18 protein-coding genes and 1 other annotated feature are annotated in these 22,363 nt (G+C 54.4%); of the genes, 2 read left to right on the top strand and 16 right to left on the bottom strand.

Annotated features, from left to right (window positions below; all coding sequences use genetic code 11):
- Positions 1-93: 93 nt before the first annotated feature.
- Entirely contained in the window at positions 94-2,736 is a 2,643-nt protein-coding gene (locus ACVX3G_RS07200) for a valine--tRNA ligase (RefSeq protein WP_033012302.1), read from the bottom strand.
- Positions 2,737-2,836: 100 nt separating this feature from the next.
- Positions 2,837-3,072 (bottom strand) — a binding site (T-box leader).
- Positions 3,073-3,211: 139 nt separating this feature from the next.
- Between ACVX3G_RS07200 and ACVX3G_RS07195 the strand changes: the two genes are divergently transcribed.
- A complete protein-coding gene (locus ACVX3G_RS07195; RefSeq protein WP_011232115.1) occupies positions 3,212-3,400 on the top strand; it encodes a hypothetical protein in 189 nt (62 codons plus the stop codon).
- A gap of 38 nt (positions 3,401-3,438) precedes the next feature.
- Here the strand turns inward: ACVX3G_RS07195 and ysxE are convergent, their stop codons facing one another.
- From ysxE to hemA, 8 genes are all read right to left on the bottom strand, one after another.
- Positions 3,439-4,470 carry a spore coat protein YsxE gene (gene ysxE / locus ACVX3G_RS07190; protein ID WP_020278142.1) on the bottom strand — a complete coding sequence of 344 codons (1,032 nt, stop codon included), beginning with the start codon at positions 4,468-4,470 and terminating at the stop codon, positions 3,439-3,441.
- Between the two features lie 44 nt (positions 4,471-4,514).
- Positions 4,515-5,567, bottom strand: a complete 1,053-nt coding sequence (gene spoVID / locus ACVX3G_RS07185; protein WP_020278141.1) for a stage VI sporulation protein D — start codon at positions 5,565-5,567, stop codon at positions 4,515-4,517.
- Between the two features lie 118 nt (positions 5,568-5,685).
- Positions 5,686-6,975, bottom strand: a complete 1,290-nt coding sequence (gene hemL / locus ACVX3G_RS07180; protein WP_011232118.1) for a glutamate-1-semialdehyde 2,1-aminomutase — start codon at positions 6,973-6,975, stop codon at positions 5,686-5,688.
- A gap of 16 nt (positions 6,976-6,991) precedes the next feature.
- Positions 6,992-7,966 (bottom strand): porphobilinogen synthase, encoded by a 975-nt coding sequence (gene hemB / locus ACVX3G_RS07175; RefSeq protein WP_020278140.1) that lies wholly within the window; start codon positions 7,964-7,966, stop codon positions 6,992-6,994.
- Positions 7,967-8,737, bottom strand: a complete 771-nt coding sequence (locus ACVX3G_RS07170) for a uroporphyrinogen-III synthase (protein ID WP_011232120.1) — start codon at positions 8,735-8,737, stop codon at positions 7,967-7,969.
- Positions 8,737-9,666, bottom strand: a complete 930-nt coding sequence (gene hemC / locus ACVX3G_RS07165) for a hydroxymethylbilane synthase (RefSeq protein WP_014196450.1) — start codon at positions 9,664-9,666, stop codon at positions 8,737-8,739. Before hemC ends, ACVX3G_RS07170 begins: the two co-directional genes overlap by 1 nt.
- 15 nt (positions 9,667-9,681) lie before the next feature.
- A complete protein-coding gene (gene ccsA / locus ACVX3G_RS07160; protein WP_014196451.1) occupies positions 9,682-10,500 on the bottom strand; it encodes a cytochrome c biogenesis protein in 819 nt (272 codons plus the stop codon).
- A gap of 10 nt (positions 10,501-10,510) precedes the next feature.
- Positions 10,511-11,875 carry a glutamyl-tRNA reductase gene (gene hemA / locus ACVX3G_RS07155; RefSeq protein ID WP_011232123.1) on the bottom strand — a complete coding sequence of 455 codons (1,365 nt, stop codon included), beginning with the start codon at positions 11,873-11,875 and terminating at the stop codon, positions 10,511-10,513.
- 166 nt (positions 11,876-12,041) lie between these two features.
- Between hemA and ACVX3G_RS07150 the strand changes: the two genes are divergently transcribed.
- Complete coding sequence (locus tag ACVX3G_RS07150) at positions 12,042-12,527, top strand: LiaI-LiaF-like domain-containing protein (protein WP_013144583.1); 486 nt, start codon at positions 12,042-12,044, stop codon at positions 12,525-12,527.
- 41 nt (positions 12,528-12,568) lie between these two features.
- Here the strand turns inward: ACVX3G_RS07150 and yihA are convergent, their stop codons facing one another.
- From yihA to leuD, 7 genes are all read right to left on the bottom strand, one after another.
- A complete protein-coding gene (gene yihA / locus ACVX3G_RS07145) occupies positions 12,569-13,156 on the bottom strand; it encodes a ribosome biogenesis GTP-binding protein YihA/YsxC (protein ID WP_014196452.1) in 588 nt (195 codons plus the stop codon).
- The gene (gene lon, locus ACVX3G_RS07140; protein WP_014196453.1) at positions 13,153-15,495 is read right to left on the bottom strand and encodes an endopeptidase La; all 2,343 of its coding nucleotides are present in this window, start codon (positions 15,493-15,495) and stop codon (positions 13,153-13,155) included. The genes yihA and lon overlap by 4 nt, the downstream gene beginning before the upstream one ends.
- A gap of 230 nt (positions 15,496-15,725) precedes the next feature.
- Positions 15,726-17,399 (bottom strand): ATP-dependent protease LonB, encoded by a 1,674-nt coding sequence (gene lonB / locus ACVX3G_RS07135; protein ID WP_014196454.1) that lies wholly within the window; start codon positions 17,397-17,399, stop codon positions 15,726-15,728.
- A 143-nt stretch (positions 17,400-17,542) separates the two neighbouring features.
- Positions 17,543-18,808, bottom strand: a complete 1,266-nt coding sequence (gene clpX, locus ACVX3G_RS07130; RefSeq protein WP_011232128.1) for an ATP-dependent protease ATP-binding subunit ClpX — start codon at positions 18,806-18,808, stop codon at positions 17,543-17,545.
- Positions 18,809-19,038: 230 nt separating this feature from the next.
- Positions 19,039-20,325: a trigger factor gene (gene tig, locus ACVX3G_RS07125; protein WP_020278137.1), complete on the bottom strand. Its 1,287-nt coding sequence runs from the start codon at positions 20,323-20,325 to the stop codon at positions 19,039-19,041.
- A gap of 164 nt (positions 20,326-20,489) precedes the next feature.
- The gene (locus ACVX3G_RS07120; protein ID WP_479454600.1) at positions 20,490-21,470 is read right to left on the bottom strand and encodes a tetratricopeptide repeat protein; all 981 of its coding nucleotides are present in this window, start codon (positions 21,468-21,470) and stop codon (positions 20,490-20,492) included.
- A 204-nt stretch (positions 21,471-21,674) separates the two neighbouring features.
- Positions 21,675-22,268, bottom strand: a complete 594-nt coding sequence (gene leuD, locus ACVX3G_RS07115; protein ID WP_011232131.1) for a 3-isopropylmalate dehydratase small subunit — start codon at positions 22,266-22,268, stop codon at positions 21,675-21,677.
- Positions 22,269-22,363: the final 95 nt, after the last annotated feature.

Below are 22,363 nucleotides of genomic sequence, written 5' to 3'. Positions count from 1 at the left end.
TATAGACTGCACCCATGCCGGGCGCACTCGAAAAAGACGAATCCACAGGAAAGCGGATTCGTCTTCATCATAATCAACAGCTAGATCGTTTGTCTACCGTTTGAGCTCGGCGAGGCGCGCCTTGACGGCTTCGCGTTTTTCCATGTAATCTTGCCGCTTGCGCCGCTCTTCTTCGACGACATGAGCCGGCGCTTTCGCCAAAAATCCTTCGTTCGCCAGTTTCTTTTCGACGCGCTCGACTTCTTTGTTCCATTTGTCAAGCTCTTTTTCAAGCCGCTTAATTTCCTCCTCAATATTGATCAATCCTTCAAGCGGCATGATGAGCTCGGCGCCGGTGACGACCGCCGTCATCGCTTTGTCCGGCGCGGGAACGTTTGTATCGATCAAGAGCTCGCTCGGGTTGCAGAACCGCTCAAGATAGGCGCGGTTTTTCATGAGCGCCGCCCGCACTTGTTCATCTTTCACCTTAATATAGAGCGCAATCGGCTTGCTCGGCGGCGTGTTCACTTCGGCGCGGACGTTGCGGACGGCGCGGATGATGTCGACGAGCATCCGCATTTCTTCCGCGGCTTCTTCGTTCGACAGCTCAGGGCGCACTTGCGGCCACGGAGCGACGGTGATCGATTCGCCTTCATGCGGCAAGTTTTGCCAAATTTCCTCGGTAATGAACGGCATGAACGGGTGAAGCAGGCGCATCGTGTTGTCGAGCACATACGCCAACACCGAACGTGTCGTCTTTTTCGCCGCCTCGTCATCACCGTACAGCGGCAGCTTTGCCATTTCGATATACCAGTCGCACAAGTCGTCCCAAATAAAGTTGTACAGCGTACGCCCCGCTTCGCCGAATTCGTATTTCTCAGCGAGCTTCGTCACCGTATCGATCGTTTCGTTGAGACGCGTTAAAATCCAATGGTCGGCGACCGTTTTTTCGCCGCTCAAATCAAGCTCCTCGTACGTCATGCCGCCCATGTTCATCAAGGCAAAGCGCGAGGCGTTCCAAATTTTGTTGGCAAAATTCCACGTCGCTTCGACTTTTTCGGTGCTGAAGCGCAAGTCTTGCCCCGGCGAGCTGCCGGTCGCCAAGAAATAGCGGAGCGCATCGACGCCGTACTGATCGATCACATCCATCGGATCGACGCCGTTGCCGAGCGATTTGCTCATTTTCCGCCCTTGGGCGTCGCGGACGAGGCCGTGGATGAGCACGTCTTTGAACGGACGCTTTCCGGTGAATTCAAGCCCTTGGAAAATCATGCGCGACACCCAGAAGAAAATGATGTCATAGCCGGTGACAAGCACATCAGTCGGGTAGTAGCGCTTGTAATCCGGCGAGTCGGTATCCGGCCAGCCCATTGTCGAGAACGGCCAGAGCGCCGAGCTGAACCATGTGTCGAGCACATCTGGGTCTTGCTCCCAGTTTTCGATGTCTTTCGGCGGCTCATGGTCAACGTAAATTTCGCCCGTTTCTTTATGGTACCATGCCGGGATGCGATGCCCCCACCAAAGCTGGCGCGAAATGCACCAGTCGCGGATGTTTTCAAGCCAATGCAAATACGTTTTTTCAAACCGGTCCGGCACGAACTGCACTTTTTCGTCCGTTTGCTGCAGCTTGATGGCGGCTTCGGCGAGCGGCTTCATTTTCACAAACCATTGCGTCGACAAATACGGCTCAACGACCGCGCCGCTCCGTTCGCTATGACCGACTGAGTGCACGTGCTCCTCGATTTTAAAGAGGACGCCTTGTTCTTGCAAATCGCGGACGATTTGCTTCCGGCATTCAAACCGGTCAAGCCCCTGGTATTGCATGGCGTTTTCATTCATCGTGCCGTCTTCGTTCATGACAAGAATGCGCGGCAAATTGTGGCGGTTGCCGATTTCAAAATCGTTCGGGTCGTGCGCCGGCGTAATTTTGACCGCTCCGGAGCCGAACTCCATATCGACATATTCGTCGGCAATGATCGGTATTTCGCGGCCAACGATCGGCAGTTTCACCATTTTGCCGATCAAGTGCTTGTACCGCTCGTCATCGGGGTGCACAGCGACGGCCGTATCGCCGAGCATCGTTTCCGGACGGGTCGTCGCCACTTCAATGCAGCCGGAGCCGTCGGCGAGCGGATAGCGCAAATGGTAGAGCGCGCCTTTCACTTCTTTATAAACAACCTCAATGTCCGACAAAGCGGTTTTCGTCACCGGGTCCCAGTTGATGATGTACTCGCCGCGGTAAATAAGCCCTTTCCGGTAGAGCGAGACGAACACTTCGCGCACCGCTTTTGAGAGCCCTTCATCGAGCGTGAACCGCTCGCGCGTGTAATCGAGGCCAAGCCCTAACTTCGCCCATTGGCTGCGAATATGGCCGGCGTATTCTTCCTTCCACTTCCACGTTTCTTCTAAAAATTTTTCCCGGCCTAAATCATAGCGCGACAGCCCTTGCTGGCGCAGCTTCTCTTCCACTTTCGCCTGGGTGGCGATGCCGGCGTGATCCATTCCCGGAAGCCACAAAACGTCATACCCTTGCATCCGTTTCATGCGCGTAATGATGTCTTGCAGCGTCGTATCCCACGCGTGCCCCAGATGCAGTTTGCCGGTGACGTTGGGCGGTGGAATGACGATCGTAAACGGTCGTTTGTTCGGATCACCGGTCGCTTCAAAAAATTTTCCTTTCAGCCACCATTCGTAGCGCCCCGCTTCGACCGCGCGGTGGTCGTATTTGGGCGGCATCGACACTTCGTGCTGTGCCATGTTTCATTTCCCTCCTTCAACATGATGGACAATGCGGCCGACGGCGGCTTCCCACTAAGCAATGCCGCACAGCCGGCAAGCAAAAAAGCCCCTTTCATCCCAAAAGGACGAAAGGAGCTGCTTTCGCGGTACCACCTTTTTTCTTAAGCCCAAAGGCTTAAGCGCTTCATTGGCATAACGGCATGATGCCGGCTTCCTCTACTCGGCAGCAGCGCCTTTCAAAGAAGCAGCTCAAGGGCGACCTTCCAGCAGCCGTCATCCTAGGAAATCTCGCAGCTTCTGATTTCCCTCTCTGCAGGCGCGGACCGCTGTACTCTTCCCCGTCTTCGCTTTTGTCGTCATGATTCGATTATTATACTACCATTGTCCATCATCTTTGCCAAGTTTTTATTTATTTATTCCATTGGCCGGCGGTTGGTGACAAACATTTTGTTGTTTCATATTGTATAGTAAACCCGGGAAGGAGGGAACACCGATGCGGCGATTCAACCCGTATTCATGGCCGCCTTGGCTGAGGCAAGTGCGCGCCGTCTGCGCCCAAGTGATCATCCCGCTCACCATTTTTCAAGCGATCCGCACTATTTTTCTGCCAACGACGTTTGATGTCATTTTATTGGCCATCTTCGTTTTCATTGCCGTGGCGCTCCATCTGGAATGGATTTAGTGGGACGCCATTTTGTTTGGGCTGGATTCAAAATCGATTTAACCATTGCTGCTTTCATCCGCCGGCGGTTCGTTGTCCACCGCTTCTTCCTGCTGCCGCGCGGCGTCGCGTTGGACAAGGTGCATAACGAGCGCCTCCATATTTTTGAACGCCAAATAACGACGCTGCAACGCGGCCACATATTCCCGTTCGTTCCGCTCGTTTCGCGAAGCGGCCTCATACCGCTCCAAACAGCGGACAAACCCACGCGGCTCCGCCAAATGGCTGTATAAAAACGCCCGCTCCCCGTCGGACAGCGGCAGCTCCTTCTCGTACTCCCCCATCCCTTCAAGCCACTCGCGCCCAAGCGGCGGCATTGTCTGTACGTGAAAACGGAGCGCGGCGATCACATCAAAGAGCGGCGAATTCCAATGCGCCCGCTCCCAACTGATCCAATACGGCGGGATATAGTGGGAGAGGCGCGCTTTGCCGTGCACCCAGGCGATGCGCCATTGCTTCGTCTCTTTGAGCGTCTCTTCCCACACATCGAGCCGTTCTTCAGCGAACGAGTACGCGCGCATCACCTCATGAAAATAGGTGCAGCATTGGAGCTGAAACGGAGACATGTACCACGCCGCTTCGTACCGCTCAATCCGTTCTTCCCAAACCATCCGCGCCCGTTGCCATTCGTCCTTTTTTTGCTTTCGGTACGCCGCCGCCTCTTCCTCACTCACCTCGATCGTACGGACGGTGGCGCGATGGAGGCGGGCGAGCTCGCGAAAAAAGGCGTCCACCGCATCCTTCTCCACCTTTGATTCGCCGTCATGCCATGCTTGCAAATAATAAAGACGGCCGCCTTCTGTGGCAAACAGCGACCGCCGCCGCGTCAGGTAAAGCGGGAGACAACGGGGGCCGCCATGCTGAAGAGACTGCCAAACGGCGGCGGCTTCTTGCTCGCTTTCAAGCGGCTTTAAAGCGAAAACGCCGCGGTTCGTGTATACCTTGACGGCTTTGCCTCGCTGCTCCATGCGCACTGGACGAAGACCGTACTGGGCGAGCACAGCATCATATCGGTCAGCCTGTGCGGCCATTTGTTACGCCCCCTTATCGGCAAAAGAAACGGAAAGCGTCCCTTTCATGAGAAAGGACGGCTTCCCGCCATGGCCGGAATATACAAAAGCTGCCCCTCGTGCACGTCATCTGGGCTTTCCAAATCATTGGCGCGCAAAAGCTGTGAGACGGTCACATCATACCGTTCGGCAATCTTGTCCAATGAATCTCCTTGCTGGACGATGCAAATTTTCAGTTTCGTAAACTCTTTCTCCTCGCTTTTCGCAAACAGTTTCGTCAAGTAAAGCGCATTTTCGCTTTTTGTTTTCGTTTCTTCTTCTTCTTCCTCAACCGCCTTTTTCGCCGCCCCGATCGATACCTTCGCCTCAGTTGGCGGCAGCAGCGAAGCGATGTCTTCCTCCGTCTGTGCGCTGACCGCCTTCGTTTCCGTCTCAATCGGCAAAAACGGCTCTTTGGCCTCCTCTTCTTCCTCAGCCTCCGTTTCTTCATGACGCATGGCGGCCGGCTCCATGACGGAAACCGTCGTTTCGTCGGCGGCAAAAGCCGGCTGTTCATCCGCCTCATCGGTGAGATCATCCACGGAAGCAAACGCTTCCTCACCGGCCGCTTCCTTGCGGGCGATTGATTCAAACGGGGCAAACAGCGGCTCATCGTCCTCCTCATCGTCCGGCAAATCATCGTCAAGCGGCGCTTCACTGATGCCGCTGATCGAAATGTCGGCAGTGATCAGCAATCTTCCGTTTTCATCCAAATCATAATCAAACGATTCAACCGTCACGTACACATCCTCAAGGGAACGAATGCGGTTTTTTGGAATCGTAATATCGATTGGAAAGCGGTGCGACAGTTCGCTGATCCCGTCTTCGCGCACCGAAATGTGCTGAATGAACCGATAACCAGCCAGCTCAAACACGTCGTCATCCGCTTCAGCCTGCTCTTCGCCCGCTTGGCGGAATTCGCCGCTCAACTCAAGCGCGCCGCGGATCGTAATATATTGGTCGTACTCATCGACGGAAATGACCGGATCAAGAGAAATGGATAAAAACTCGGCGACTTCCTGTCCTCTTTTAAACCAGACCGATTCTTCCAATGAAAAACGCAAATACGATTGCTCCAACCGGGCCTCCTCCTTCCGTCCCTTTGGCAAATGGTTTCTATGACATTATCCATTGTATGAACGGAAACGAGGCGGTATGATAAAAAATTGGGCTGCCGACGGTCGGCAGCCCCTTTCCTTATCCGCGCAGACGGGCAAACACCCGCTCAGCAGCGGCAATCGTATATTCAATATCATCATCACTGTGCGCCGTCGACAAAAACAGCCCTTCAAATTGCGACGGCGGCAGGAAAATGCCTTCATTCGCCATTTCCCGATAATAGGCGGCAAACAGCTCCAAGTCGGACGTTTTCGCTGTCTCGTAGTTGACCACCGGCTCGTTCGTGAAGAAAAAGCCGATCATCGACCCAGCGCGGTTGATCGTATGCGGGATGTCGTATTTCTCTGCTGCCTGATGAAGCCCATCCGCAAGGCGCGCCGCTTTGCGGCCAAGCTCTTCGTACGTTTCCGGCGTCAGCTGGCGGAGCGTCTCGTACCCGGCCGTCATGGCGAGCGGATTGCCGGAGAGCGTGCCGGCTTGGTACACCGGCCCGCTCGGCGCGACAAGCTCCATGATCTCGGCTTTGCCCCCGTACGCCCCGACCGGCAAGCCGCCGCCGATCACTTTGCCAAGGCACGTCAAATCCGGCTCAATGCCATAATACCCTTGGGCGCAGTGGTAATCGACGCGGAACCCGGTCATGACCTCGTCGAAAATCAATAAGGCTCCGTATTGTTTCGTCACCTCGCGCAGCCCTTCCAAAAAGCCAGGCACTGGTGGAACGACGCCCATATTGCCGGCGACCGGTTCGACGATCACCGCGGCGATGTCTTCGCCAAACCGCTCAAACGCATAGCGGACGCTGTCCAAATCGTTGTACGGCACCGTGATGGTATGCTGGGCGACCGATTCCGGCACGCCCGGGCTGTCCGGCAGGCCGAGCGTCGCCACGCCGGAGCCGGCTTTAATGAGCAGCGAATCGCCGTGGCCGTGGTAGCTGCCTTCGAATTTCATGATTTTGTTGCGCTTCGTGTAGCCGCGCGCTAAGCGGAGGGCGCTCATCGTCGCCTCCGTACCGGAATTGACCATCCGCACGATTTCCACCGACGGCACCCGCTCAATCACGAGCTTGGCGAGCTCATTTTCAAGCAATGTCGGAGCGCCAAAGCTTGTGCCTTGTTCCGCCACGCGCTTCAACGCTTCCACGACCTGCGGGTTGGCATGCCCTAAAATGAGCGGACCCCATGACAGTACGTAATCAATGTACTCATTGCCGTCAATATCGTAAATTTTCGCTCCTTGGCCGCGCGCCATGAAAATCGGCGTCATCCCGACCGACTTGAAGGCGCGCACCGGGCTGTTCACCCCGCCCGGCATCAATTTCACCGCTTCTTCGTAAGCGGTTTTTGACCGTTCGTAGCTTCGCATGCTTCCGCCCTCCTCTCTATTCAGCCAGCCAGCGGGCGACATCTTTGGCAAAATACGTAATGATCAAATCCGCGCCCGCCCGTTTCATCCCTGTCAACATTTCCATGACGACCGACTTCTCATCGATCCAGCCGTTTTGCGCCGCCGCTTTGACCATCGCATACTCGCCGCTCACGTTATAGGCGACAAGCGGAAGCGGAAAACGGTTTTTGACGTCGCGGATAATATCCATGTAGGCAAGCGCTGGCTTCACCATCAAGAAATCAGCGCCTTCTTTGACATCCGACTCCGCCTCGCGAAACGCCTCAAGGCGGTTGGCCGGATCCATTTGGTACGTCTTCCGGTCGCCAAACTGCGGCGCGCTGTCGGCGGCATCACGGAACGGGCCGTAAAACGCCGAAGCGTATTTGATTGCATACGACATGATCGGAACATACTCAAACCCTGCTTCATCAAGCCCACGGCGAATGGCGGCGACAAAGCCGTCCATCATGTTCGACGGCGCGATGATGTCGGCGCCGGCTTGCGCTTGGCTCACCGCCGTTTTGGTGAGGAGCTCGAGCGACGGGTCGTTCAGCACGCGCTCGTTTTCGACGACGCCGCAATGGCCGTGGCTCGTATATTCACATAAACACGTATCCGCAATGACGACTAGACCTTTGTGTTCAGCTTTGATTTGGCGGATCGCCCGCTGAACAATCCCTGTTTCGCAATACGCCTGCGAACCGACTTCATCTTTTTCATTTGGCACGCCAAACACCATGACGGCGGGAATGCCAAGCTTGGCGATGTCGTCCACTTCCTCAGATAAACGGTCAAGCGATAAATGGTAAACCCCTGGCATCGACGGCACTTCCCGCTTAATGCCGCTTCCCTCGACCACAAACAGCGGATAAATGAGATCCTCGACGCGAAGATGCGTCTCACGCACCATCGCCCGAATCGCAGCCGTTTGCCGCAAACGGCGATGGCGGTCAAATGACAGTGCCATTCATCGTCCCTCCATGGAAAAATATTGTTCCATCGCTTTGATTATACCATCCGTCGTGTAATCAGCTGGACAAATATGTACGGTGATTCCTTCCCGCTCCGCCGCCTTTTTTGTCACCGGCCCGATGCAGGCGACAGCGACGCCGGAGAGAAGCGCGGACGCTTCCTCGCCAAGAAGGCGGGCAAGGCTATGAACCGCCGATGGGCTCATCAACGTAATCGCATCTAGTTTCCGTTCGCGCAGCAACGCCAACAATGGTTCTCGACCGCTTAGGTCTGGCACCGTTTGATAAACCGTAAACTCATCGACCGCTGCGCCTGCCTTCCTTAACGCCTCAGGCAGCGTCGGGCTTGCCAAATCACCTTTGACAAACAGCACCCGGTCGCCTTGTTTTACGCGCGGTGCAAGCATGGCGGCAAGCCGTTCAGCGGTGAAATCATCCGGTACGAGCGCCGGTGAAACACCGTACTCAACGAGCGCGGCCGCCGTCTTCCGCCCGACGACGGCGACATTCGGCAGCGGCCGCGGCAACGAAACGTGCGGAAAAAAGAAGCGGACCGCGTTCACGCTCGTCAACACGAGCCAGCGGTATTCCCCGAGCCGTCCGGCGAGCGCGGCGATGGCTTCCGGCGCAGCCGCCGGGCGGATGGCTATGAGCGGGATTTCGATCGGCACGGCGCCAACGGCGCGCAGCTTGGCGGAAAACGATGCCGCCTGCCTTTTGTCACGAGTGACAAGTACCGTCTTGCCGGCTAGGGCGCGATTGGCCATCAGTCGCCCAGCTCCTTTTTCACCCGCTCGATCAGCGCTTTTGCCCCTTGTTCGCTCAAGATGGCAGCCGCCTGTCGGCCGACCGCTTCCGGATCGGCGCCAGTGACGATTTCTTTATACATTTCTTTGCCATCCGGGGAGGCGACAAGCGCGGTAAGACGCACCGTCCCCTCCTTCACTTCCGCGTAGCCGGCAATCGGCACTTGACAGCCTCCTTCCATTTGCTGCAAAAAGGCGCGCTCCGCCCGAACAGCCCGCTCGGTTTGCTCGTCGTTTAACCGGCTGAGCCATTGGCGCAATTCGTCATCATCCTCCCGGCATTCGACCGCCAGCGCCCCTTGGCCGACCGCCGGAACACAGACATCAAAAGGAAGATAGTCGCTGATGACGTCATCGCCCCAACCCATGCGCGCAAGACCCGCCGCCGCCAGCACGATCGCATCGTACTCTTCGCTTTCGAGCTTCGCCAACCTTGTGTCAATATTGCCGCGAATCCATTTGATCGTCAAATCCGGGCGATAGGCAAGCAGCTGCGCTGAACGGCGCAAGCTGCTCGTGCCAATGACCGACCCAGGCGGCAAGTCGGAGAGCATCCGGTTTCCTTTGCTGACAAGCACATCGCGTGCATCTTCGCGGCGCGGAACCGCACCGATCACTAAACCTTCGGGCAGCACAGCCGGCATATCTTTCATGCTATGGACCGCCATATCGATGCCGCCGGCGAGCAATTCATGCTCAATCTCTTTCACAAACAACCCTTTGCCCCCGACTTTCGAGAGCGTAACATCAAGCACCCGATCTCCTTTCGTGACGATTTCTTTCACTTCAAACGTAAACGGCGCCCCAAGCTGTTTCAATTCGTTGATCACCCACTTCGTCTGGGTCAAGGCAAGCTTGCTGCGCCGCGAGCCAACGACAATGTTCCGCATCTCGTTTCACCTCGATTACGAATACCAAAAATGAAATTTTGACAAACTGCCAAACAAGAAAAAGTTGACAAGCAAAAATAAAAACGAACCGATATTCCATAGCGCGATCGCCTTCCCTTGCATCTGCCGGACGGCTCGCTTGTAAAAATAGACGCCATAGACGAGAAGAACGACAAACGACCCGAGCACTTTCGCATCATACCAATGGAAATGGTCGATTTGAATGTACGCCCAAATCACGCCAAGAATGAGCCCTAATAACAACATAGGCAAGCCGAGCGCATTTAAAACATACGACAAAAAATCAAGCCGCGACAAATCCGCCATGCGCCAAAGGCGCGCCCCCCACTTTTTCTTTTTCAGCAAACTGTACTGCAACATGTAAAGCACCGAAAACAGAAACGACAGCGTAAACGCCGCATACGCTCCGAGCGAAAGGGTGATGTGGATGGCCAGCAGCTCCGAGACGAGCCGCTCCGCAACAGCCGGCGACTGCGAAGACGGTGCAAACGTATGAATGGCCAAAATAAAAAAAGCAAGCACGTTCGTAAAAAAGACGATGAAATCGACGCGCAGCAGCCGATTGATGACGAGCGACAGCGTAATGAGCAGCCAAGCGTAAAAATAAAGCCCTTCCGACATCGTTAAAATCGGAAAGCGCTTCGTCTCCATGATGCGAGAAACAAACGTCACTGTCTGCAAAAGCCACACAATAGAAAGCAACCAGAAGGCGATGTCGTTCGCCTTCCGGTTTTGTTGCAAAAAATCGATGAAATAGAATAGGATCGAAGCGATGTAAAGCAAAATGGACAACTCATACAACAGCGCCACCATCCATCCCACCTTACAGCTGCCATGATGGGCGGGCGGCACGGACCGCTTCCGCGTCTTGTTCATCGCATTGCACGGATTTCGCCTGCTCTATATGCCGCTCGGCTTTCACCGCATCTTCGATATTGAAAATTTTCATAAACAGCAAAAGCGCCTCCTCGGCATTCGGGCCGGCGGCGAGTTCCTTCGCCTGCAAAATCGGATCGCGGAGCAGCTGGTTAATAATGCTTTTCGTATGCTTATTCAACACTTTCCAGTCGCGCTCCGACAAATGCGGCAGTTTCCGCTCCAAACTTTTCATCGTTTCTGCTTGAATGGCCAGCGCCTTTTCGCGCAATGCGGCAATGACTGGCACGACGCCGAGCGTCTGCAGCCATTGGCTGAACGCCATAAGTTCCGCTTCGATCATCGTTTCAATGCGAGCCGCTGCCTTTTGCCGTTCCGCCAAGTTGGCCGCCACCACATCTTGCAAATCGTCAATGTCGTACAAAAACACCGTTTCCAAATCAGCCAACGCCGGATCCAAATCGCGCGGCACCGCGATGTCAACCATAAAGAGCGGGCGGCCTTTGCGCATTTTCTCAAGCGGCGCCACCATTTCCTTCGTCAAAATATAGCCTTTGGCTCCCGTCGAGCTGATGACGATATCCGCTTCCAGCAAAGCGCATGACAATTCGCCGAGCGGCTTCGCTTCGCCGGCAAACTGCTTAGCAAGCTGTTTCGCTTTTTCAAGCGTCCGATTGACAACCGTCACCTTCCCGACGCCGCTGCCGTACAAGTTTTGCGCCGCCAGCGTCCCCATTTTGCCGGCCCCGATAATCAAGACGTGCTTGCCGGCAAGGCGGCCGAAAATTTTCTTCGCCAGCTCAACCGCCGCATAGCTGACCGATACAGCGTGCGCGCCGATGCCCGTTTCCGAGTGGGCGCGCTTCGCAAAGGTCACCGCCTGCTTGAACAGATGATTGAAAATCGTGCCGCTCGTCCCGACCTCTTGAGCGAGCAAATAGCTGTCTTTCACTTGCCCTAAAATTTGCGTTTCCCCAAGCACCATCGAATCAAGGCCGGCCGCCACGCGGAACAAATGCTTGATGGCCGCCTCTCCTTCAAGCACACGCAAATACGGAGCAATCGCTTCCACTTTGACGCCAAACCATTCGGCTAAAAATGCTTTCATATAGTAACGGCCGGTATGCAGTTGATCAACCACTGCATAAACTTCCGTCCGGTTGCACGTCGAGACGATCACATTTTCGAGCACGCTTTTTTGCTTGGCGAGCTGTTTCATCGCCGCACCGAGTTCCGCTTCCGCAAACGCGAGCTTTTCGCGGATTTCTACAGGGGCGGTTTTATAGTCGACGCCAACGACTACGATTTGCACGATGCCAACCCCCTTATTGACCGAATCCCTTTTATCATTATATCACAACCGTCCATCGTTCTGGTTTGAAAAAATTGTGAACATGCCTTCAAAGCTATGCTAAACTGTAGACAGTGATCATTCTATCATAAACATGTCCAAAAGGGAAACGGAGGACGCGACGATCATGAAAACCCGAACGGTATTCGCCGGCATCTTATTCATTGGCCTCGGACTGTATTTTCTCGCCGGACAGATGGAATCCCCCCTTTTCCATTTCTTCCAAGGGTGGCCGGCCTTGCTTGCCATTTGCGGCGCGGCTTTGCTTGGCCAGGCGCATTCAGCGCGTGAATATGCTTACCTTTTCCCCGGCTTTCTTTTACTCGGATTTGGCGTTGAGTTGCTCCTTGCGAGTGCATTTTCGGCCTGGCCCCGCGGCGTGAACATGTTTTTTTTCCTCATCGCGCTCGCTTTTTTCGCCAGCAGCCGCAAACAAAAAGGCGGGGCCGGCTTTGGCGTGCTTTTCTTGCTTCTCGCTGTCGTGCTGACGTTTTCCGGGCGCGGCCAGCCGTTCTTTCACCTCGTCCAAGCCGGACTTTCCTCTGTCTGGAAGTTTTGGCCGCTCGGACTCATCGCCATCGGCGTCTATATATTATGGACTAGGCGAAAATAGCCTTGGAAGTGAAAACACCAGCGGAATCGCTGGTGTTTTCGTCATGAGGCCACAAACGGCAAAAGCGCCGCCCATGCTTCGTCTTTCCCTTGTCCGGTCTCGGCGGAAAACAAAATGAGCGGGTCGCCGTCAGCCATCCGCAGCGTCTCGCGCGCGATTTTCGCGTGTTTTTGATGCTTGCCGCGCGGCACTTTATCCGCTTTCGTCGCGATGACGATCACCGGGATCTCGTAATGTTTCAAAAACTCGTACATCATCACATCGTCTTTCGTCGGCGGATGGCGCAAATCAACGAGCAGGACCGCCGCCTTCAGCACCTCGCGCGTCGTAAAGTACGTCTCCATCATTTTCCCCCATTTTTGCCGCTCCTGCTTCGACACGCGGGCGAAACCATAACCTGGCACGTCCACAAAGTAAAACGAGTCGTTAATCAAATAAAAATTCAACGTTTGCGTTTTACCTGGCTTTGAGGAGGTGCGCGCCAAGTTTTTCCGGTTGATCATTTTGTTGATGAATGATGATTTGCCGACGTTCGAACGGCCGGCGAGCGCCACCTCTGGCCGTCCGCCGTCCGGATATTGTTCCGGCTTGACGGCACTGGTCACAAGCTCTGCTTTCTTCACATTCATCGCTTCCACCCCACCAGCGCGTGCGGCAGCACCTCATCGAGATGGGAGACGAGCACAAAGCGCAAGTCGCGCTTCACCGTTTCCGGAATGTCAGCCAAATCTTTTTCATTGTCTTTCGGCAAAATGACGGTTTTCAATCCGGCACGATGGGCGCTTAACGTTTTCTCTTTTAAGCCGCCGATCGCAAGAACGCGGCCGCGCAGCGTAATTTCCCCGGTCATGCCGACAAAGCGGCTCACCGGCTTGCCCGTCAAAGCGGAAATGAGTGCGGTCGCAATCGTAATGCCGGCCGATGGCCCGTCTTTCGGCACCGCTCCTTCCGGAACGTGAATATGGATGTCGTACGTTTCGTGAAATTTCGGGTCGATGCCGAGCTCCTCGGCGCGCGACCGCACGTAGCTGAACGCCGCTTGCGCTGATTCTTTCATGACATCGCCGAGCTTGCCGGTCAGCACGAGTTTCCCATTGCCTGGCGCGAGCGACACTTCGATGGCGAGCGTATCGCCGCCAAACGCCGTATACGCCAGCCCGGTCGCCACGCCAACTTGGTCTTCCGCCTCCGCTCGGCCGTAGCGGTATTTTCGCTTCCCTAAAAATTCCTCAAGATTGTTTTCTGTGATCACAACCCGCTTTTTCTCGCCGGAAACGATGAGGCGGGCCGCTTTTCGGCAGATAGCGGCGAGCTGCCGCTCAAGCTCCCGCACCCCGGCTTCGCGCGTATAATGGCGGATGATATCGAGCATCGCGTCATCGCGAATTTGCAACGCCGCCTTTTTCAGCCCGTGCTCGGTGATTTGTTTCGGCAGCAAATGCCGCTTGGCGATATGCAGCTTCTCCACTTCTGTGTAGCCTGGTATGTGGATCACTTCCATCCGGTCCAAGAGCGGCTGCGGAATCGCCGCCAAATGGTTGGCCGTGGCGATAAACATGACTTTCGATAGATCGTACGGCTCTTCAATGTAATGGTCGCTGAACGTATGATTTTGCTCTGGATCCAGCACCTCCAGCATGGCCGCCGATGGATCGCCGCGGAAATCGCTCGACATTTTGTCGATTTCATCAAGCAAGAAGACGGGGTTGATCGTGCCTGCTTTTTTCATCCCCTGGATAATGCGTCCCGGCATGGCGCCGACATACGTGCGGCGATGGCCGCGAATTTCCGATTCGTCGCGGACGCCGCCGAGCGAAACGCGGACGAAGCGGCGGCCGAGCGCTTTGGCGATCGAGCGGGCGAGCGACGTTTTGCCGACCCCCGGCGGTCCGGCGAGGCAAAGAATCGGACCTTTTAACGATTTCGTCAGCTGCTTGACGGATAAAAATTCAAGCACCCGTTCTTTCACTTTATCGAGCCCGTAATGCTCCTCGTTTAAAATCGCTTCCGCCCGCTTAATGTCGTGGATGTCTTCCGTTTCTTTCGACCACGGCAAGGCGATGAGCCAATCGAGGTAGTTGCGAATGACTGCGCTTTCCGCTGAGGTCGCCGGAATTTTTTCATAGCGGTCAAGCTCTTTCAATGCCGTTTGTTTCACATGCTCCGGCATGCCGGCCGCCTCGATTTTTTCTTTCAGCTCCTCGACTTCGCCCGTTTTTCCTTCTTTTTCGCCAAGCTCTTTTTGAATCGCCTTCATTTGCTCGCGCAAATAATACTCTTTTTGCGTCCGCTCCATCGACTGCTTGACGCGGGCGCTGATCTTTTTCTCAAGCTGGAGCACTTCTTTTTCGTTGTGCAAAATTTGGATGATTTTATTGAGGCGCTCTTTCACGTCGATCGTTTCTAAAATGCGCTGCTTTTCCTCAAGCTTAAGCGGCAAGTGCGAGGCGATGATGTCCGCCATTCGCCCCGGCTCATCGATGTCGACGATCGAGGCGTAAATGTCGACCGACAGCCGCTTGGACAAGTTTATGTACTGCTCGAAATATTCAAGCATCGTCCGCTTGAGCGCCTCATCTTCTAAATCTTTCGCCGCCCGATCAGCAAACTTTTCGACTTTGACGAGAAAGTACGGCTCCTCGCTGATCACTTCCGTAATGAGCGCCCGAGCGACGCCTTCGACAAGCACGCGGAACGTGCCGTTCGGGAGTTTTAGAAGTTGCTTGACGCGCGCGATCGTTCCCATTTTATATAAGTCATCCATGTCCGGTTCGTCGATGGCAACGTCTTTTTGCGACGTCAGCAAAATCATATGATCCTCAACCATGGCTTGTTCGAGCGCTTTGACCGATTTCTCGCGCCCGACATCCAAATGGAGCACCATCGTCGGAAACACGAGCAGCCCACGCAGCGGCAAAAGCGGAACGACCGTCTCCTTTTTCTTTCCGTTCACGCCGAACACCTCCATCTCTCGCTTCTATTCGTTTATTGTATAGTACGGCAGCAGGGTTTGTAAAATTTGACGAACGAAAAAGCGCGCGGCGCTCCGTCTGCAGGCAAAGAAAAACCGACTTCAGCGACGATCCGCTTGCGCCGAAGCCGTACATAAAAGAGAGGCCGGGCGAACCGCCCGACTCGGTTGCGAGCGGACCGCCCGCTTTCGTTGCCAACCGTTCGCCTTGCCGCCGTTTCCTTTGGCTAGACGAGCTTTTTCTCCGAGCGGTCCATAGCCGCTGGCAGCAGCGCGGGGCCTCGGCGGAGCGCCTCTTCGCCGAACACATGGACGAGCACTTCCTCGAGGCGGCGGACGGCGATGATTTGAATGCCGCTGACTTCGCCTAGCAACGATTGCATATTCTCAATCGGGATGATGACTTTTTTCGCCCCGGCTTGTTTGGCCGCTTTGATTTTGGCGAACACGCCGCCGACCGGTTTCACGCAGCCACGGATGCTGATTTCTCCGGTCATCGCGACCGTATGATCGACTGGCAGCTGGTAGATGGCGGAATAAATGCCGACGGCAATCGCCACCCCGGCTGACGGGCCGTCAACCGGCACCCCGCCCGGAAAGTTGACATGAATGTCGTAGCGGTCCGCTGGCACGCCCATCGCCCGCAACACCGTAATGACGTTTTCCGCCGAGCCGCGCGCCATGCTTTTGCGCCGCACCGATTTTTCTGCACTGCCGATGCTTTCCTCCTCGACAATGCCGGTGACATTGATCGACCCTTTCCCTTTGGCCGGCAAAGCGGTCACCTCAATTTCCAACAGCGCGCCGGTGTTCGGGCCGTACACGGCAAGGCCATTGACGACGCCGACCGCCGGAGCGGAAGCGATTTTCTTCTCATAGCGCGGAGTCATTTGGCTCGATTGAATGACCCATTCAATATCTTTGTCCAAAATGTGTTCTCGGTTTTCCGTGATGGCTAGGCCAGCGGCAATTTGCATCATGTTGACCGCCTCCCGCCCGTTGCGCGCATAGGCGGCAAGGAGGCGAATGCCGCTTTCTGACACGTTCAAGCGGATTTTTTCCGCCGCCTTTTTCGCGATGAGGGCGATTTCATCTTGGTCCAACTCACGGAAAAATACTTCCAGGCAGCGAGAGCGAATGGCCGGAGGAATTTCGTTCGGCGTGCGCGTCGTCGCCCCGACAAGACGGAAATCAGCCGGCAGTCCATTTTGGAAAATATCGTGAATATGGCTTGGGATTTGCGGATTTTCTTTGCTGTAATAGGCGCTTTCAAAAAATACTTTCCGGTCCTCAAGCACTTTCAACAACTTGTTCATTTGGATCGGATGAAGCTCGCCGATTTCGTCGATGAATAAAACGCCCCCGTGGGCGTTCGTCACCGCCCCTTGCTTCGGCTGGGGAATGCCGGCTTGCCCCATCGCCCCGGCCCCCTGGTAAATCGGGTCGTGCACCGAGCCGATGAGGGGGTCGGCGATGCCGCGCTCGTCAAAGCGCGCCGTCGTCGCGTCAAGCTCCACGAACACCGCATTTTTCTTAAACGGGGAGAGCGGATTTTTTTTCGCTTCCTCAAGCACGAGCCGAGCAGCTGCCGTCTTGCCGACGCCGGGCGGCCCGTAAATGATGACATGTTGCGGGTTGGGGCCGCATAAAGCGGCTTTTAACGCCTTGATGCCGTCTTCCTGACCGACGATGTCGTCAAAACTTTTCGGCCGCACTTTTTCCGCCAGCGGCTCGGTGAGCGAAATCGAACGCAGCTTGCGGAGCTGTTCCATCTCTTTGCGCGACTCTTTATCAATCGAAACTTTTTGCACACGTTGCCCTCTTAGCAAATTCCAAAAATAAAGGCCGATGATGACCCCGAAAAACAGCTGGATGACCAGTACGATGTTCGTCCAATCCATGCCCCGATATCCTCCTGCCTTTAGATGGTATGTAGTATGATAGTATCTCCGCGAACTGGCGGGAATAAACAAAAAAAGCGCCGACCGGCGCCCAGGGCATGGGCGGCAAAAAAAGAAACCGCCGAAAAAAGGCGGTTTTCCCCTCAGGCAGATGTTTTCCGTTCCAGCTCGATGACGGTGCCATCATGACGGATCAGCGTCGGCGGCTTTGTGCCGCGCACCGTGTCGAGCGTGATGATGCACTTTTGCACATCTTCGCGCGACGGCAGCTCAAACATCACATCGAGCATAATGCCTTCGATGATCGAGCGAAGGCCGCGCGCGCCCGTTTTCCGCTCAATCGCTTTTTTCGCGATTTCACGGAGCGCCGCTTCTTCAAACTCGAGCTCAACGCCGTCAAGCTCAAGCATTTTTTGGTATTGCTTGACAATGGCATTTTTCGGTTTCGTCAAAATGTCGATCAACGCCTGTTCGTCGAGCGGCTCGAGCGTCGTAATGACCGGCAGACGGCCGATGAACTCCGGAATCAGTCCGAATTTGAGCAAGTCTTCCGGCAGCACTTTCGACAACAAGTTTTTCTCGTCGACATCCGTCTGGTTCATTTCCGCGCCAAACCCGATCACTTTTTTGCCAAGGCGGCGCTTGATGATCGGCTCAATGCCGTCAAACGCCCCGCCGCAAATGAACAAAATGTTCGTCGTATCGATTTGAATGAATTCTTGATGCGGATGTTTGCGGCCGCCCTGCGGCGGAACGCTGGCAATGGTGCCTTCTAAAATTTTCAACAGCGCCTGTTGCACCCCTTCGCCGGATACGTCGCGAGTGATGGAAGGGTTTTCCGATTTGCGGGCGATTTTGTCAATTTCATCGATGTAAATAATGCCTTTTTCCGCCCGTTCGACGTCATAATCCGCCGCTTGGATGAGCTTTAACAAAATGTTTTCGACGTCTTCGCCAACATAGCCGGCCTCTGTAAGCGAGGTGGCATCGGCGATGGCAAACGGCACGTTCAAAATGCGCGCCAATGTTTGCGCCAGCAGCGTTTTCCCGCTCCCGGTCGGCCCGATCATTAAAATGTTGCTTTTCGACAGCTCGACATCATCGATTTTGCTGCCGGAATTGATCCGTTTATAATGATTGTAAACAGCAACGGCGAGCGATTTTTTCGCCTCATCTTGACCGATGACGTACTCATCTAGAATTTCCCGAATTTCCAACGGTTTCGGCACGTCTTTAAATTCAAATTCCTCTTCATTGCCGAGCTCCTCTTCAACAATTTCCGTGCATAGCTCAATGCACTCGTCGCAAATGTAAACCCCCGGACCGGCAACGAGCTTTCGCACTTGATCCTGTGTTTTGCCGCAGAACGAGCATTTCAACTGCCCTTTTTCATCATTGAATTTAAACATATCATTCACCCCTTGCCAACGAAATCGCGCCTGCTTATGTATCCATTTCCGCCATCTCTTATGTCGTAAAAACGTATGTATTCGCTATTTTACCATAAATGTTCCTGAAAAAGCGAATGAAAAAACTGTTATCTGTTTAGAAAAGTTTGAAAATTGCCGCTCAGGCGCCATTGTTGTGGATAAAGAACAAGGCACGAACGTCTCGCGCCTTGTTCTTTCCTTAAGATATATTATGCCGCAACCTTGCTGTGCTCTACAAGAAAATCGACTGTTTTCCGCCATTTCAAATCTTCTTTGACGCCATCTAAGCTGCCGAGCAGCTCTTTCAGCTTGTCCACGCTCAGCTTGTAGGCTTCCGCCATTTTTTCGAGCTCTTTGTTTACTTCCTCGTCGGTTACTTCAATGTTTTCGGCCTTCGCGATCGCTTCAAGCGTCAACGCCGCGCGCACCCGTTTTTCGGCATCTTCTTTCATTTGCTCGCGCAACGACGCTTCATCTTGGCCGGAGAATTGGTAATACAACTGCAAGTTCAGACCTTGCATTTGCAGGCGTTGGTCAAATTCGCGAAGCATCCGGTCGGTTTCGTTTTTGATCATAACCTCCGGAATATCCATTTCGGCGTTGGCTGCCGCTTTTTCGACAACCGCATTGCGCAAGGCAGTCTCCGCCTCGTTCTTTTTCGCCTCTTCCAAACGGGCGCGAATTTTCGCCTTCAGTTCGTCAAGCGTTTCGACTTCTTCATCGACGTCTTTGGCAAACTCATCGTCAAGCGCCGGCAGCTGTTTCGCTTTCACTTCATGCACTTGCACTTTAAACGTCGCCGGTTTGCCGGCCAATTGCTTCGCGTGGTATTCATCCGGGAATGTGACTTGGATTTCTTTTTCCTCGCCGGCTTTCATGCCGACAAGCTGTTCTTCAAATCCCGGAATGAACGTTCCAGAGCCGATTTCAAGCGAATAGTTCTCCGCCTTGCCGCCTTCAAACGGCTCGCCGTCGACAAATCCTTCGAAATCGATGACGACCGTATCACCGTTTTCCACTGTCCCGTCTTCTTTCACGACAAGTTCAGCGTAATCTTCTTGCAGGCGTTTCAGTTCGTTTTCGACATCTTCGTCCGTCACGGTTGTATCCATTTTTTCCACTTCAAGCCCTTTGTATTGACCGAGCTTCACTTCCGGCTTTACGGTCACTTTCGCTTTGAAAATTAAGCTTTTGCCTTTTTCCAATTGCTCAATGTCAATCTCCGGCATTGACACCGGTTCGATGCCTGCCTCTTCGACGGCTTTGGCATACGCCTCTGGCAGCAAAATGTCGAGCGCATCTTGATAGAGCGCTTCGACGCCGAAGCGTTTTTCAAACAGAACGCGCGGCACTTTCCCCTTGCGGAAGCCCGGAAGCGTGATGTTTTTCACCACTTTTTTAAACGCGGCGTCCAAGCCTTTGTTCACTTTCTCGGCGTCGACCTCAACGGTCAATACGCCTTCGTTCCCTTCAAGCTTTTCCCATTTGACTGACATCCTTGTTCCCTCCACCTGAAATCATTGCTCGGACCATAGCGCACTCCGCTTGTCCAGATCTTTTTATGATGCCCGATTATGTAGACAAGTATGCGAAAACAGATACATAGCACAGCCATTATATTATACCATACAACAGCCATGTTTCAACAGAGAACGAGCCATTAGAGGGAGGAAAGTTCCTCTATTTCATATAGTTTTTGGCAAAGCCTTGCCATCTCCGCCGCCTCCACACCGTAGCGGTCGGCCAAGGCGGCCGCGTCAGCATCCAAGCCTAAAAACCGGCTCGCCATCCAATGGAGAGCAGCAAGCCAGGCCGCTGCATCCGCCGGCTCCGGCGGAAACGGATACAACACATATGCATAGCGAAGCCAAATTTCCGCCGCCGTTTCGTATAAGCTCGGGCTTTCCGCCGCGAGCTGCTGCTCAAGCCGGCCCAGCAGTTCGGAAGCAAATGCCGTTTCCGTCTGTTCGTCCAACGCTGACGGGACGACCTCCATGCAACGGCCAAATTTTTCAACCGTCACCGTTTCATTGACTCGCTTCCCTGTCAACAGGCGAAGAAGCATCGTTTTCGCCATCGGGCTTTTTTCCGGTGCGCGTAAATATTGCTTGAGCAACGGCAGCACCGGATCGATGTCTTCTTTTTCCAGTTGTTTAATCAGTTGCAGCTGCTCAGCAATGTCCCCGGACTCAAGCAGCCGTCTCACCCGCTTCCACTCCGCGGGCGGAAGCGTGCGGGCATTCATTTTTTCACTGAATCGAAGCAGCTGGTGAAGCTGTTCGCGCAGCGAAACGGATAGCGACGAACGGCGCAAGGCGTGGCGGATCACGGTTTCGGCCTTGCTGTATCGATTCGTTTGCAACAATATGGCAATATACATTTGCAACAGTTCACCGTTGCCCGGTTGCTCGTCAAGCAAACCGGCAAGACGCCGCTCCGCCTCATCATATTCCCCAAGCTCATAGCAACAGACAGCCAGCCCAAGCCGAACCGGAAAGCTGTGGTCGCCAAGCTGTTCGGCGGCGCACAAAAAGCGGAGCGCTTCTTTATATCGCTTCGCCTCGAGCGCAGCAAACGCCTCTTCCATAAGCCGTTCTTTTGTTTGCGGAAACATGATGATTTTTCCTTTTTTCCCAGCCATCTTCGCCCGCTCCCATTTGCATTTACCATCAGTGTAACAAGTTTTCCCTCGCGAAACAACCCGCGTCTTGCTGGGTAACACAAGCCGCTTGTTTGCCGAAAAGCAGCCGGCCTCTGGACGCAGACGCCGTCAAACGCGAAAAAGGCTGCTCCCGCCGATTGGCAGAGCAACCCATCTCTCCTTGCCGCCCGGAACACATGGCGCTTACGGCCGTGGACAATGCCGTCGTTCGTAGGCGGCGATATGCGCTTCGTACACAAACGTCAAATCAATTTCGTCCCATCCTTTTAGCAACAGCTGTTTTCGATACGGGTCGATGTCAAACGGACGCGAAAATCCTTCATCGTCAAATACCCGCTGTTCTTCAAGCGAAACCGTCAGTTCATAGTCTGCGCGCTCGCTTTGGCGCAGCAAGTAGCGGACATCCTCTTTATCCAGCCGGATCGGCAACAGCCCATTTTTTAAGCAGTTGTTGTAAAAAATATCGGCAAACGATGGGGCAATGATGACGCGGAATCCGTAATCTTGCAGCGCCCACGGCGCATGTTCGCGCGATGAGCCGCAGCCGAAGTTTTCATCGGCGACTAAAATCGTCGCCCCTTCGTTTTCCGGGCGGTTGAGCTCAAACTCCGGATTTGGCGTGCCGTCGCTCAAATACCGCCAATCGTAAAAGAGAAACTGGCCAAAGCCAGTGCGTTCAATCCGTTTCAAAAACTGCTTTGGAATGATTTGATCGGTATCAATATTCGCACGATCGATGCCGGCGGTTTTTCCGCGATGGATCGTAAACGGCTTCATCGTCCTTTCCCCCTTCCGTTATGGATGTCACTGATGGCAAAGGAGCTCGGCTTCCTAGGATGCCGCGCCGCCTCTTTTGCCATCACGATCGTCAA

The sequence above is a fragment of the Geobacillus sp. PLS 41 genome (assembly GCF_056494105.1).
This window is presented reverse-complemented; position numbering and strand designations above follow the sequence as displayed.